The sequence below is a fragment of the Corynebacterium sp. ACRQK genome (assembly GCF_022345965.1).
Lineage (GTDB): Bacteria > Actinomycetota > Actinomycetes > Mycobacteriales > Mycobacteriaceae > Corynebacterium.
The window spans coordinates 1-12,453 of the sequence record NZ_JAKRMU010000013.1; the positions used below are offsets into that span (position 1 = coordinate 1).

The following is a 12,453-nucleotide window of genomic DNA, read 5'->3' on the forward strand; positions in this document are numbered from 1 at the left end:
CCGACGAAGCCTGATACCGATGGTGACGGCACCAATGATGGTGACGAGGTCAACAACAAGGACAAGGACGGCAACCCTGCGCCGACTGATCCGAATGACCCGAACTCCAAGCCGGGTAAGGGTGACCAGCCGGGTGACGATGACCAGAAGGATACTGATGGTGATGGTCTGACCGACAAGGAAGAGGAGGATCTCGGTACTGATCCGACCAAGCCGGATACCGATGATGACGGTATCAACGACGGTGACGAGGTCGACGGTTCTAAGAACCCGTTCGATAAGGACGGCAACAAGGTTGAGGACGGTAAGCCGGGTGCACCGACTGATCCGACGAAGCCTGATACCGATGGTGACGGCACCAATGATGGTGACGAGGTCAACAACAAGGACAAGGACGGCAACCCTGCGCCGACTGATCCGAATGACCCGAACTCCAAGCCGGGTAAGGATGACCAGCCAGGTGAGGATGACCAGCCGGGTGGCCCGTCCGGTTCTCTGGATGATCCGAACAAGATCGGCGCTATCATCGGTGGCACGATTGTTGGCTCCGGCCTGATTGGTGCCCTGCTGGGTAACCACGACGGTGCTGCTGGTAGCGCTGGCTCCTCTGCTCCGGGCAAGCCGGGCGAGGCCAAGCCGGGTAAGCCTGGTGCTGAGAAGCCGGGTAAGGGCGAGGCTAAGCCGGGCGAGAAGCCGGGCAAGGGCAACGCTGGCAACCAGGGTGGCGCTGACAACGGTGCCGCTGGCAACCAGAGCGCTGGCAAGGGCAGCACTGGTGCTACTTCCCAGAGCACCGAGGCTGGTTCCCGTGGTGGCAGCCTGGCTGTGACCGGTGTATCCGGCCTGGCCATCACGCTGGGTGCGTCTGTGATCGCCCTGGCTCTGGGTGGTGCCCTGATGGCACTGCGCCGCCGCCAGAGCTAACTCCCACAGAGTTAGCCCCCAAAGCTAGCCCGCCCGGGCTAGCTACCCCCGCCTAGCTGGCGCGGAAAACCTCCGCGACCAGCGGCAACTCCTCGAGCCCCGCTCCCGGTGTACGCACCAGGACCGGGGCTCCTGGCATTCCAGACACAAACCCCACCCACTTCAACCTCCGCGCATCCACCGCGCGGCGCCCCACCCGAAACCACCACAAAGCGTGCCCCACCAACGCCCACGAATCATCCTCAAAACGCACCACAAACTCCCGATCCCCCAACTCTGCGCGCCGCAACCCCTCCAGCGCAGCCGCATTCTGCCCCGGCGCCACCGAGAACCCCGCAGCCGTCAAACGCTCCACCACGCCCAGACGATGCACAAACCCCTCCGCATCCTCCACCACCAAAGGAGCCCCCGCCCGGCACGCCCGCACCGCCCGAAAACGCCACACCACCGGCTGAACCCCCGCACGCCGACCACGCACAACCGCCCACCCCAGCGGCTCCCCTGGCTCCACGGAAAGCGTCACCACCGGCCCCGGATCGGCCGTCTCCACCACCACAGTGCGCGGGGCAGGGGAGGCCGAATGGGCGTCACTAGGTGGAACAGTAGGTGCCCCCGATAAAACCGGGGAGAAAGAATAAGGGTGACGGCGCAATAACTCATCGCACGCCTCCACCAGCTCCGCATCGGTGGCGTTGAAGCCCACGCCCACCGACTCCAACTGAGCCCACAACTGCGCAAACGGCACCGAAGGCTGGGCCTCCCACGCCGCGCGCAGACGCTCCACCACGGCGGGGATGCGCGTCGGATCCTCCGGATGCACGGCGCTAGTCAGTCTGCAAGGCGGCCTGCGGGCCAGCCGACTCAGCGCCAGCCCCAACCAGCCCAGCGGCCGGCAGCGCCCGATCCAGCGCGCGGAGAAGCACATCCGTCTCCTCCGCCGTCGTCACCGTCACGCGCACGCCCTCGCCCGCGAAACACCGCGCGATAACCCCCTCGCGCTTCAGCGCCTCATCCAGTGCCTCCGCGCGCTCGCCCGCGTTCAGCCACACAAAGTTCGCCTGCGAGGGGTACGTCAGCGGCTCGGCGCCCTCCGCGCCGTCCGCAGCCCCGCCCGCCGCGCCGGCACTACCAGCGCCAGCCGGAGCAACCTCCGCCAGGTACGCCTCCACCCGCTCGCGCTCCGCCACCGTCGCGTCCACGCGCGCGGCCAGCTCGCCCTGCGCCTCCACGCTCGCGATACCCGCCGCCTGCGCCAGCGCGTTCACGCCGAAAGGAATCCCCACTTTATCTACGGCTTCCACCAGCTCCGCCGGCCCGACCAGGTAGCCCAGCCGCAGGCCCGCCAGCCCGTACGCCTTCGAGAACGTCCGGCACACCGCCAGGTTCGGGTAGCGCTGCAACTCCTCGAGCGCCACCGGCGACTCCGCATCCCGGTTGTACTCCACATAGGCCTCATCCAGCACAACCGTCACATCCGCAGGCACGCGCCCCATGAACTCACGGAACTCGTCGCGGCTGACTGTCGTGCCCGTCGGATTATTCGGGTTGCACACAAAAACTAAGCGCGTACGCTCGCCGATTGCTTCACTCATTGCCTTAAGGTCATGACGCCCCCTCTTCAGCGGCACACCCACCCCCACCGCACCGGCGATCTTGCACAGGATCGGATATGCCTCGAACGACCGCCAGGCGTACACAACCTCATCGCCGTCCTTGCATGTGGCCTGCACAAGCTGCTGGCACAGGGCAGAACTGCCATTACCTACGGCGACATTGTCGAGGTTCACGCCCAACCACTGCGCTAACTTCCCACGTAACGCGCCCGAAGCCAGGTCCGGGTAGCGGTTGAGGTTCGAGGTGGCGTCATTAATAACGGCACTAACAGAAGGCAACGGCGACAGTGAAGACTCGTTGGAAGCCAACTTCAGCGCGCCCGGCTGTGACGTGCCGGGGACGTATGCGGGCAGGGAGGAAAGATCGGGGCGAATCATACTGCATAGTGTAGTGGGCGCCGGGGACAGGGTTTCGGGGAGTGTGCGGGATTTTGGGGAAGGTAGGCAGGTTGTGTAGGCTAAGTTCGGTCGAGGTTGTGGTATCTGGAAACAGTGCTGCGATACGACGTTCGGAGGCGTGCCAGAGCGGCCGAATGGGGCTCCCTGCTAAGGAGTTGTCCCTTAGGGGACCGCAGGTTCAAATCCTGTCGCCTCCGCAACTTCGACAGAGTGCGTCAGCGCCAGAGCTGCCCACAAAGCTGCCCGGTTACTTGTGGTGAGGTTCCGGGGCCAACAGCTGCGGACAGTGTTGTGGGGCGTGTGGTGCGCCTGTGGTGGTCCGCTGGGATTGTGCCGGCGTGAAGCACTTTGTCGAAGTTTCCAAGCGCCCGTAGCTCAACGGATAGAGCATCTGACTACGGATCAGAAGGTTGGGGGTTCGAATCCCTCCGGGCGCACGATTTTCCCCTGTGGGATTTGCCCCGTGGCTGGCGGTCTACGCCGGCTGCGGGGGTTTCTTCGTGCTCGAATGCTGGGTGGTTGGCATGTGTGCGTACCGCGTGTGTGCACGCGGGGCGCTTGCACGGCGCGCGTTGGGTGCGCCGTGCTCCCCGACTGCAGCGCGCATGCGGGAGCATGGGCGCCGCAGTCGGTTTGGGCGACAGGGGCGGTCGCGTTAGCGATCGACTCCGCACAGCGCACACTTCGGCCGCTGAGCCTTCCGGCGCGCTAAGCGCGCCGGGTCTGCAGATCTTCTCCGTTCCGCCCATGGTGCACTTCCTCGTTCCCATGGCGGTCACGCGAATTACTTCATTCCCGTGAGGGTCCTGGGGCACTAACTATTTCCAGTGATGGCCGTGGTTCCATTTCCGCTGGTGAAGTCGGGATTTGTTGTTTTGTGCCCCCGGTGTGTAAAGTTAATCTGCGTTGCAAGGGCAACCTTGCAGACCTAATCGATGCCCTTTGGGGCAGCGGTGATGCGCCCGTAGCTCAACGGATAGAGCATCTGACTACGGATCAGAAGGTTGGGGGTTCGAATCCCTCCGGGCGCACAAATTTCCCCCGTGGCCAGTGGTTACCCGCCGGCCACGGGGTTTTGTGTTGATGGGCTGGCGCTGGACTGGTGCTTGCTGGTGGGGTGACGCTAGTGTGGTGCCCGCTGGTGTGGGGGACACCGGGGAGGGGTGTTGCTGTTCGGAATTGGGCGCTCGAATGGTCGAAGCTCCGTAAGCGCCATAGACGGCCGAAACGAGGGCAGGGGATACCTGAGTAAGGGGGCGAAATTGCGCCCCTCATTCGGGAGGGGCCTAGAGATTGGCCATTTCGCTGCCTGGCGAGGAGGGGAAATGGTGTGGCGGGCAGGGGTAGCGGCCAGCCGGGGGTGGGAAAACAGCTCAGCGGGGCGGGAAACTTAAAAGAAACTTACAGGGGGCTTGCAAATGGACCTCAGGAAATCTCAAGAATCAGAGATTAAAAAAGACAATCGTTCCGCATAGCGGGCGCGGGCTAACGACAGCCTGCGGGTAGCCCAAGGCGATGACTCGCCGGTAGCCCGCCGATACCTCAAGGCTTTGCCCGCGCAGCAGCGGTTCGCTTGAAGTTTGGGGCCCAGCCTCCAGCAGTGAGTTGGAGAACTGGGCCCGAGCACCGAACTCAAAGACTGAGCTCGGGTACTAAGAATGAGAACTGAAAAGGAGACAGCCGGGTGGTTAAAACACCTACCTCGAGGAACCCCGCGACAAACCGCGGAAACCAAGCCCCCACCAGCGCAAACAGCGCTGAAACGGCAGCCGACGGAACGGCAAATGCAAAGCGCCCGCGCATCCTCGGGCTCGACATCGCCCGCGGGTTAGCAATCCTCGGGATGATCTACCTGCACCTTGGCCACCCGCTATGGCAAACGAAGGTGATCTTGTCGGGGCTCCCGGCTGCACAGTTCGCGGTGATCGCGGGCGTGACCATGATGCTCATCTGGACCAATGCAACCGCACGCGCCACCACTTTGCAGACCATCGCGAAGCTCGCTGCTCGCGGGGCGCTGATCTCCCTCATCGGCCTGGCGCTTCTGCCCGTCGGAGGGGAGATCCAGGTCGTGCTGGTCGTCCTCGGCGCAACGATGCTCGCCACCGCCTGGGTGCCTCCACTGCCGACGGGCGCGAAAGTCACGCTCCTGCTGATCGCCACAGCCGCCGCCACGTGGCGCTACGCCCCGCTGGAACTCCCGCTCCCGTACCCACACCTCGCGTGGGTCGCGTACATCCTGGCCGGGATGATCCTCTTCGACGTGTACGTGGGAAAGGAGGGCACGGGGGCTGGTGGTGTCACAAAGATAACAACCGCAATCGCCTGCCTTGCCGCAGCAATAGGCTTCTACCTGCGCTTTCAGACCGACCTTCCTGGTTGGGCGCGCGCGACCGGGCACACGGGCGTGCTGGGCGAGATCGTGCTTTCCACCGCCGTCGCCGCCATCGTTTTGCACCTGAGCCTGATCGTTGGGCGCCGCGTGCGGGCTACGAATCCGCTGGTCGCGCTGGGTTCGATGGCGCTGACGGTGTACATCCTGCACGTGCTTACGGCTCTGTGGTGGCAGACGCACGTGTCGCTGCACTCGGACCTGTGGGCTGCGGCGTTTATCGCTGCGTTTCTGGCGTTCGCGTGGGCGTGGAAGAAGCTGGCCGCAGGGTCGGCGCGGAAGTTGTTTTCAGGCCAAGGGCCGGCGGAGCGATGCGTCGCGCAGGTGGTCCGGCTGATCGCGGGGGAACGAACGGGGGAGCGAGCATGAGGAGCAGTAAGAGGAGCAGCATGAAGAAACTGACATCACGAATGGTAGCCATCGCGGCCACGGCAGCCCTGGCCGGCGCGTGCGTGGCTCCCGCCAGCGCGCTGGAATACGGCGAGCACGCACCGGACAACGCGGAGTCGCGGACGGTCGCATCCCTGCGCATCGGGCGCGTCGGCAACTTCGGCGACTGCACGGGCACGCTCGTCGCCCCGCAGTGGGTGCTGACGGCGCGGCACTGCCTGGAATCCGTCTCCAACGAGGGCACGCAGGCGCGCATCGCGGGTGCTGTCTACGACGCGGATTCGTGGTCGCTGTCGCCTGTTATGGACGCCGGGCTCTTGCACCTCACCAAGCCCGTCGAGGGAGTCGAGCCGGCGGAGCTGGCCGATAGTATGCCGGGCGTGGGCGACGAGGGGAATCTCTACGGCTGGAGCAGCAGCTCACTGATGGCGCGCAAAAGTGAACTGCCGGTGGCGCGGATGCGAGTGCGGGAAGTTCTCGCTGGGCCGGGCGCCGGCGGTTCACCAACGCCGGCCGCGCCCGCTCCGCACGTTGAGGGTGGCGTGGAATCCATCCCCGCCGAGATCGCCATGGGCGGTGGGGAGGTTTCCGCAGGTGAGGCGGGTGGCGTCATGCCAAAAATCGTCGGCGGCATCCTCGAGGCAGAGTCCCTCTCGCGCGCGGCGATGCAGGGCGGCGACTCGGGCGCGCCGTTCTTCGTTGGCGGCAAACTCGCAGGCCTCGCGACTGCGGGCACGGCCAACGGAGACCCGGATTTGCCCTCGCCGACGGCGGCCATCACCACGCTTTCGGACGCCGCAGCCTGGATCGAGGACGTCACCAGCGGGCGCGACACGTCCAGCGTGCTGACAGCGGACACCACTCCCGCGCCGCCGAAAACACCGCAGACCAGCGGAGATTACGTCGGGCGGTATCTTGCGGTAGCCGCGGCCGGGCTGGTGCTAGCGCTCGCGCTGGGCCGGTTCGGCCGGCGGAAGATGTGGGGAGTGCGCCGGGCCTGACCGGCGCCTGATGCCGCGTTGAGCCTGAACCTACGGGCGGGATGTCCCAAATTCCACGACTTAGAATATAACTATTTTGTTTCCGCAGGTCAGAGCGTTTCATTTCTTTGCTGCAAACCCGCTACTTTCAATAACTCGTAGATTTGGGACATTGCTCCACCGGAGTCGTGTCTGCAGTGCACCTGTAGCATGTCCGCGGGCACGTCTGTGACATGTTCTCGGGGCACGTCTGCGGCATGTCCGCGGGCGCATTCGATGGCCTTCGGATGGAAGTGGGAAGCCTTCGGGTGGGGGTGGGAGGCCTTAGGATGAAGCTAGACGGGCAGATGTGGTGGGGGTGGTTTTAAGCCGAAGCGCTGTAAGCGTCATAGACGGCCGAAACGGGGTGGGGGATACCTGAGTAAGGGTGCGAAACTGCGCCCCTCATTCGGGAATTTCCCAATATTGGGCTTCTCGGAGGCCTGGCACGAAAGGGGGTGTCCGAATTCTTCCACTCTGTTTTTATAACCATCTATTAGTGCAGGTCAGAGGCTTGCAAAATTTTGCTGCAAAGGTACTACTCGTTGAAAGTGGAAGATTTGGGACATCCGGGCTTTCGCAAGCGCTTCCGTTAGGGCTAAAGGAGGTCCAAGCGGGCTCAAATGACAGGGTGTGGGCGGCTTTGGGGCGAGGCGGAGGTGGATCTATGGCGAGTAACGTCACCGAGGAAGTAAGAGTGTCGCCACTGGGGGGCTAAGAGTACTGCCGCAGGGGGCTAAGAGTCTCGACAACGGGAGTGTATGGGGCGCGAGCCTGGGTATTCCTGGCTAGACTGAACGCGATCGCTCTCGGTGGTGATTTGCCGCACAGCGGGAACGCTGCAAGGCGGAAAAGCCGCGTGATGGAACATCGTGTGGTGGAGACGCTGTGCAGTGAAGTGCTAGGAGGCGAGACGCTGCGTGGTGAAGTGCTAGGCAGCGGAGAATGCGCCGCCGAGACGGAAGAGTTCGAAGAAACTGCTGGTCAAGGAGGGAAGATGGCGAGCAATGAGCGCCCCGAAGGTGCTCCACGTCGCTCTCAGAGCTGGCGTGGGATGTACTCAGGTGAGCCGGAATCGCAGGCAGGCGCGCAGCCGGAGGCTGCCGCCGGGGCGCATAGCGCAGAGCTAGCCGCTGGGCAGCAAGGGACTGGCGCCGGGCAAGCCGACAGCTCACCAGCCGGCATGCAGGCCGACGGGCCCGAAGGGCAGTCGCGGAGCGGAGAGGCCGGCGCCCGCGCCACCCGCGGCACACGCGGCGGACTCGTCGCGGGCTTCGCAGTTGGAGCAGCCGTCCTCGCCATCACGGTCGGTTTGGTGATCGGGTTAAACGGCGGGGAAGGTGGCGTCGAGAAGAAGGGCGAAGAGAGCGCACCCGCTGCGCACACCTCCGCCGCGCCCGACAACGACACCGACGACAACGACGGCACCGACGGCGCAGACGCCACCCCGCCCACCGACGAGGAACAGCAGGCGAAGCTGGACAAGCTCGCCGCAGACATCGCCAAGAAGAACAACGTGCAGGTCGGAGTGGCAATCCTCGGGCAAGAAGGCCCGCTGCACGCGGGCAAGCTCAACGAGGAAGGCGCCTGGTCGACGATCAAGGTGCCGATCGCAGGCGCGGTCGAGGAGAAGCTGCGCCGCGCGGAAGCCCACGGCCAGCCCGCCCCTCGCGCCGCGATGGAAGCCGACATGGATGCGGCGATCCACTATTCGGATAATGACGCCGCGTTTCGGCTCTGGATGTATGTCGGCGACGGCTCGGACCGTACCGCCTCCTACAAAGTGCGCGATTACATGCACCGCGTAGGCGACCCGACGAACGCGGCGAAGCAGTTTGAAGATGGGGTCTACGTCGGGTTCGGCGCGATTAAGTGGAAGCTGACGGACCAGGTGAAGTTCATGAACGGGTTCCGGTGTATGAATGGCTCTGACAAGGTACTGGAGCGAATGGGGCACATCATCCCGGATCACAGCTACGGGCTGGCGAAGATCAAGGGCGCGCAGTTTAAGGGCGGCTGGGGGCCGGAGCCGGACGGGCGCTTCATCTACCGCCAGCTTGGCCTGGTGCCCGGCCCGGACGGGGAAATGACCCCCGTGGCGATTATGGCGATTCCCAACGATGGGTTGGAGCCGACCGCGTGGGAGGGCATGGATGCCCTGGCCGAGGAGTTGCCTGACGTGCTGGAAGGCGCTCTGCCGGCCAAGGCAAAGGATGACTGCTAGCGGGGCGCAGCGCGTGATGGCGTCAGACGCAAGCAGCGGCGCCGTGCTATCAGTGGCCTGCTAGAAAATGCCGATCTGCGCGCCCATGGACTCCGCCGAGCGGAGCTGATCCAGCCAACCCGGCGCCCCCGGCCGCACGCGGATAATTGGCCGGTTGGGGGCATCCCCCTCGTTGCGGCCCGCCCGCGCCTCGAAGCGCCCGCGCGCGGCGTGGCCGTCCTCGGCAAGCGTCTTCAGGGAACGATCCGGGTGGGAGATATCCTCCTGCGCGCTCTGCAGCAGTTCAATGGTCTGGTTCAAGGCCTCCAGCACGGCAGGGCGGTTGTTCTCCACCATCGCGCGCACCAGGTCCGGGTCCGTGCCAGCCACGCGTGTGCCGTCGCGGAAGCTGGACGCCGCCAGGCTCAGCGCCAATGGACCTCCACTATCGCCCGCGACTGCCAGTGCCTCGGCGAGGATGTGCGGTAGGTGGCTGACCCGCCCCACGGCGCTGTCATGTCGGCGTGCGATGGCGGGGATTACCGACGCGCCGACCTCCTCGGCCAGCCCGACCACGCGCACCCACGTATCCAGCCAGCGCTTGCTGATCGCGTAGGCGTCGGCGCTGGCAGCTGCGCCCGCTGCTCTCGAAATCGTGCCGCTGCCGCCTGCCACGCCCGCGCCGCCAGCCCCCGCTAGCTCCCGCGCGTTGTCGTACGTCACGACCCACACGGCACCCTGGAATAGCCCGTGCATCGTCGCCTGCCATCCCGAGTTCGCGGTGCCAGCCATCGGATGTCCGCCCACGAAGCGATCGGACATGCCCTTCGCTTCCACGAGGTCGTGCACTTCCTGCTTCACACTGGTCACGTCAGTAAAGCCGCAGGTCGGGGCGTGCTGAGATATGGCGTCAAGAAGAAAAGACAGCGCGGGCATCGGCACGCCAAGGATCAAAAGCGCGTCGGCCTCCTCGGCGCGGCGGAGCGTTGCCTCGAGGTCGCCCGACACGTCGTAGCCATCGCGGCGCGCGCGGGTGACGGTTTTTTCCGATCGATTCCAGCCGAACACGGGCCAGCCGGCGGCCTGCGCATCGCGCATCAGCGAGCCGCCGATCAGCCCCAGACCCAGGATGCACAGCGGACGGCGATCCTCGGGGAGGGTGCTCAGGCGGTAGTCGGAAGAAATTTCGTGGCTCACGCTACCCAGTGTTCCACAAAGCCGACTAGCGTTGGGGGACATGAGCACCGACAGCTTCGACAACGGCGACGGCAGCGACCTGACCTTTGCCGTGTCCGCCATCCGCACCGACGGCCACTGGCACCTGCGCGAACTCCCCACCCGTGCGACGGAAAGCCTGCCCGACCTCGTCGCGGAGTTGCGAGCCTCGCGCGCGGAAGGCCCGGTCGTGGGGCTGCTGTGCATCGAGGACGACTGGTCTGTTGTGCTCCGCCCGGTGCCGAGCGGCGTGCGGATCTTACTTAGTGACGCCACCGCCGCGTTGGACTACGACATTGCCAGCGAGGTGCTGGACACTCTGGACATTGACGAGCCTTCGGAAGAGGAGGCCGACGCGTCCGACGATCCTTGGCCCGAGGGTGACTTCGACCTGCTGGAGGATCTAGGTGTCAGCGAGCAGATAATGTCCATCATCTTCTACGACGATGACCTGTACGGGGCGGAGCAGGTTTTGCGCGTGGCGGACGAACTGGGTTTCGCCGACGAGCTGGCGGACCTGGTGAGCGTGGAGCTGGAGTTCTAGCCGGTGGGGGTGGAGGGCGCGCCGGGCGCGTGCAGCGGGGCTGGCGCGGCTGAGGCGCGCGGTGAGGCTGAGCTGTGCGGCGAGCGGCGCGGGGCTGGCGTACGCGGTGATGCTGAGGCTCAGGCGTGCGTGGGCGGCGGGTTGCCGCAGGCCGCTGGGGATGCGCGCGCGGAAGCGCTGATGCGCCGCGCCCTGGACATCGCTGCGGAGACTCCCGCCGGGGACGTTCCCGTCGGAGCTGTGATTCTCGGTCCGGACGGGCGAGAACTCGGGCGGGGCGTGAACCGGCGCGAAGCTGACAATGATCCCACCGCACACGCGGAGATTCTCGCCATCCGGGAAGCTGTGCGGGAGCTCGGGGACGCCTGGCGTCTGGAAAACTGCACGCTGGTGGTCACTCTGGAACCCTGCGCCATGTGTGCGGGGGCGCTGGTCGGGGCGCGAATTGGCAGCATCATCTTCGGAGCCTACGAGCCCCGGACCGGGGCGTGCGGCAGCGTCTGGGACGTGCCGCGGGAGTCTCCGCTGCACTGGGCGGAGGTTCGCGGAGGCGTGCTGGCCGGGGAGTGCGAAGAACTGTTGCAGCAGTTCTTCGCCCGCCTGCGCTAGGCACGCCAGAGCCTGCGCTCGCGCTCGGGCGCGCCCGCGCCCGTGCTGGATATGCCTGACCCGCGCGCCTGCGCTGGCGCCTCCGCCGGGCGCGCCCGACTCGTATTGCTCGGTTGCTGGAATTCTCCGTGGCCGACGCACTCCCCGGGCATTCCCGTCCACTCAGACTGCGAGGCCCAAGGGAGGGGTGAGGATGCGGAGGATGAGGGGGCGTCAATAAGTGTTATAGAAAATTAATGAGTAGTTCTGAACAGTACTTTTGCGATCGGAATGGGCGTTAAAAGCCTAAGGAGTCGGCTCGGCGGTGGCGAGAATGGCAGAACGAACCTACGTTGGAAATCGAGCGTCCTGGTCGTACGAATGCTGCGGCTGGGGCGCACAAATTAGAACAAAGTTAGTGGCAATAGACACAAGGAGAGATCAATGGATCTGAACAAGGCAAAGGACATGGCAGGCGAGCACCGCGACAAGATTCAGGACGGTGCTGAGAAGGCCATCGACGGTAAGCTGGACGGCGACAAGGCTGACAAGGCCAAGGACGGCCTGAACAAGGGCATGGACAAGGTCCTCGGCGACAACTAAAACCTGCTGGACCTGAGGCCTGCGAGGCGCAAGTCTTCAGTGGTTTCTCCTGTGGGGATTGCCTGCACGGGGACTGCCTGCACGGAGGCTAAAGCGCTGAAGCTGCAAGCCCGCGGCGAACTGGTGGAAGTTCGCGGCGGGCTTTCGCGTGCGCGGAGCGTGTGCGGGGGGACGTGTGGATGCGCGCGCGGAGTGTGTGCGGGGGGCGTGCGCGGAGCGTGTGCGGGGGGACGTGTGGATGCGTGCGCAGAGCGTGTGCGGGGGCTCTCGCATGCGCAGGGTGGGGTTTTGTTGCGAAAAAGTGGGGGTGTTACGCTAGTACGAGTCTGCAATCGCCGACTATGGTGGCGTGTCCGAGCGGCCGAAGGTGCTCGCCTCGAAAGCGAGTGTTGTTAGTAGCAACCGAGGGTTCAAATCCCTCCGCCACCGCCAAAAATTTTAATACCGCGTGCTGTTTTCCGGTTGAACCGGGAGGTGGCGCGCGGTTTTTGCATGCGCGGGGTTAGGTTTTGCCGGGCGCTCAGTCGTAAGGGGCTGGAAGTGCGTCCGGGGAGCTTCAATTC

General features: G+C 65.0%; 9 protein-coding genes, 4 tRNA genes and 1 pseudogene. 11 read left to right on the top strand and 3 right to left on the bottom strand.

Features of this window, described 5'->3' with window-relative positions; all coding sequences use genetic code 11:
• Positions 1–924 (top strand): annotated as a pseudogene (locus tag MHX63_RS10195) (hypothetical protein); the annotation flags it as partial.
• Positions 925–976: 52 nt separating this feature from the next.
• Here MHX63_RS10195 and MHX63_RS10200 read toward each other — a convergent pair.
• Both MHX63_RS10200 and MHX63_RS10205 read right to left on the bottom strand, forming a co-directional pair.
• On the bottom strand, positions 977–1,744 hold the full coding sequence (locus MHX63_RS10200; protein WP_239388680.1) for a hypothetical protein: 768 nt from the start codon (positions 1,742–1,744) through the stop codon (positions 977–979).
• A gap of 4 nt (positions 1,745–1,748) precedes the next feature.
• Positions 1,749–2,915, bottom strand: coding sequence for a pyridoxal phosphate-dependent aminotransferase (locus MHX63_RS10205; protein WP_239388682.1), 1,167 nt, complete (start codon positions 2,913–2,915; stop codon positions 1,749–1,751).
• Between the two features lie 133 nt (positions 2,916–3,048).
• On the opposite strand from MHX63_RS10205, the gene MHX63_RS10210 reads away from it, so the two are divergent.
• From MHX63_RS10210 to MHX63_RS10235, 6 genes are all read left to right on the top strand, one after another.
• Positions 3,049–3,133, top strand: a tRNA-Ser gene (locus MHX63_RS10210).
• A gap of 167 nt (positions 3,134–3,300) precedes the next feature.
• Positions 3,301–3,373 (top strand) — tRNA-Arg (locus MHX63_RS10215).
• Positions 3,374–3,894: 521 nt separating this feature from the next.
• Positions 3,895–3,967 (top strand) — tRNA-Arg (locus MHX63_RS10220).
• Positions 3,968–4,620: 653 nt separating this feature from the next.
• Positions 4,621–5,697 carry an acyltransferase gene (locus MHX63_RS10225; protein WP_239388684.1) on the top strand — a complete coding sequence of 359 codons (1,077 nt, stop codon included), beginning with the start codon at positions 4,621–4,623 and terminating at the stop codon, positions 5,695–5,697.
• A gap of 20 nt (positions 5,698–5,717) precedes the next feature.
• Positions 5,718–6,719 carry a trypsin-like serine protease gene (locus MHX63_RS10230; protein WP_239388686.1) on the top strand — a complete coding sequence of 334 codons (1,002 nt, stop codon included), beginning with the start codon at positions 5,718–5,720 and terminating at the stop codon, positions 6,717–6,719.
• Between the two features lie 880 nt (positions 6,720–7,599).
• Positions 7,600–8,961, top strand: a complete 1,362-nt coding sequence (locus tag MHX63_RS10235) for a hypothetical protein (RefSeq protein ID WP_239388694.1) — start codon at positions 7,600–7,602, stop codon at positions 8,959–8,961.
• A 60-nt stretch (positions 8,962–9,021) separates the two neighbouring features.
• Here MHX63_RS10235 and MHX63_RS10240 read toward each other — a convergent pair whose 3' ends face one another.
• Positions 9,022–10,137 (bottom strand): prephenate dehydrogenase, encoded by a 1,116-nt coding sequence (locus MHX63_RS10240; protein WP_239388688.1) that lies wholly within the window; start codon positions 10,135–10,137, stop codon positions 9,022–9,024.
• Between the two features lie 40 nt (positions 10,138–10,177).
• Here MHX63_RS10240 and MHX63_RS10245 point away from each other — a divergent pair, with 40 nt between their 5' ends.
• The 4 genes from MHX63_RS10245 to MHX63_RS10260 all read left to right on the top strand — a co-directional run bounded on the left by MHX63_RS10245 (position 10,178) and on the right by MHX63_RS10260 (position 12,322).
• The gene (locus tag MHX63_RS10245; protein ID WP_239388690.1) at positions 10,178–10,699 is read left to right on the top strand and encodes a tRNA adenosine deaminase-associated protein; all 522 of its coding nucleotides are present in this window, start codon (positions 10,178–10,180) and stop codon (positions 10,697–10,699) included.
• A gap of 3 nt (positions 10,700–10,702) precedes the next feature.
• Positions 10,703–11,308 carry a nucleoside deaminase gene (locus tag MHX63_RS10250; protein WP_370644104.1) on the top strand — a complete coding sequence of 202 codons (606 nt, stop codon included), beginning with the start codon at positions 10,703–10,705 and terminating at the stop codon, positions 11,306–11,308.
• A 423-nt stretch (positions 11,309–11,731) separates the two neighbouring features.
• A complete protein-coding gene (locus MHX63_RS10255) occupies positions 11,732–11,890 on the top strand; it encodes a hypothetical protein (RefSeq protein WP_239388692.1) in 159 nt (52 codons plus the stop codon).
• Positions 11,891–12,233: 343 nt separating this feature from the next.
• A tRNA-Ser gene (locus MHX63_RS10260) sits at positions 12,234–12,322 on the top strand.
• Positions 12,323–12,453: the final 131 nt, after the last annotated feature.

Excerpts from the sequence above, each read along its gene's own strand:
- MHX63_RS10255 (WP_239388692.1), top strand. The coding sequence starts at position 11,732 with ATGGATCTGAACAAGGCAAAGGACATGGCAGGCGAGCACCGCGACAAG.
- MHX63_RS10205 (WP_239388682.1), bottom strand. The coding sequence starts at position 2,915 with ATGATTCGCCCCGATCTTTCCTCCCTGCCCGCATACGTCCCCGGCACG.
- MHX63_RS10230 (WP_239388686.1), top strand. The coding sequence starts at position 5,718 with ATGAAGAAACTGACATCACGAATGGTAGCCATCGCGGCCACGGCAGCC.
- MHX63_RS10245 (WP_239388690.1), top strand. The coding sequence starts at position 10,178 with ATGAGCACCGACAGCTTCGACAACGGCGACGGCAGCGACCTGACCTTT.
- MHX63_RS10235 (WP_239388694.1), top strand. The coding sequence starts at position 7,600 with ATGGAACATCGTGTGGTGGAGACGCTGTGCAGTGAAGTGCTAGGAGGC.